General features: G+C 36.5%; 1 protein-coding gene. It reads right to left on the reverse strand.

Annotated elements, in window-relative coordinates; genetic code table 11:
- Window positions 1–120 precede the first annotated feature (120 nt).
- Window positions 121–408 carry an Asp-tRNA(Asn)/Glu-tRNA(Gln) amidotransferase subunit GatC gene (gatC, locus tag E1171_RS00175; RefSeq protein ID WP_155202980.1) on the reverse strand — a complete coding sequence of 96 codons (288 nt, stop codon included), beginning with the start codon at window positions 406–408 and terminating at the stop codon, window positions 121–123.
- Window positions 409–414: the final 6 nt, after the last annotated feature.

A 414-nucleotide genomic window follows, 5' to 3' on the forward strand; every position in this document is an offset into this window, starting at 1 on the left:
TTTTTTTTTAAAAGTTCTGTTTACTTGGTTCACCAGAGCACCTGAATAAAAGAATTATATTTCAGAAAACCATAGGTTTAATTTCAGGATAGAGATCCAAGAACTTTTGTGATTATAGATCTATTCCAAAACTTTTGGAACTCTAAAGTAATTGCTATCCTTCTTAGGCGCATTTCGCAAACCCCTTTCGTGAGACAAAGAAGGGCGGGCTTTATCCTCTCTCAACATATTTACCTCCTGAGCCATATTAGTCAAAGGCTCAACTCCCTCTGTATCCAACTCATTAAGCTTTTCGACCCAATCCAAAATCTCACTCAAACTACTGATCATTTCCTTTTCAGCTTTTTCTTCGAAGTCCAATCTGGCCAAATGCGCTATTCTTCTAAGAGTTTGACTATCAATTTTCATACAAAC

The sequence above is a fragment of the Xanthovirga aplysinae genome (genome assembly GCF_009711365.1).
Lineage (GTDB): Bacteria > Bacteroidota > Bacteroidia > Cytophagales > Cyclobacteriaceae > Xanthovirga > Xanthovirga aplysinae.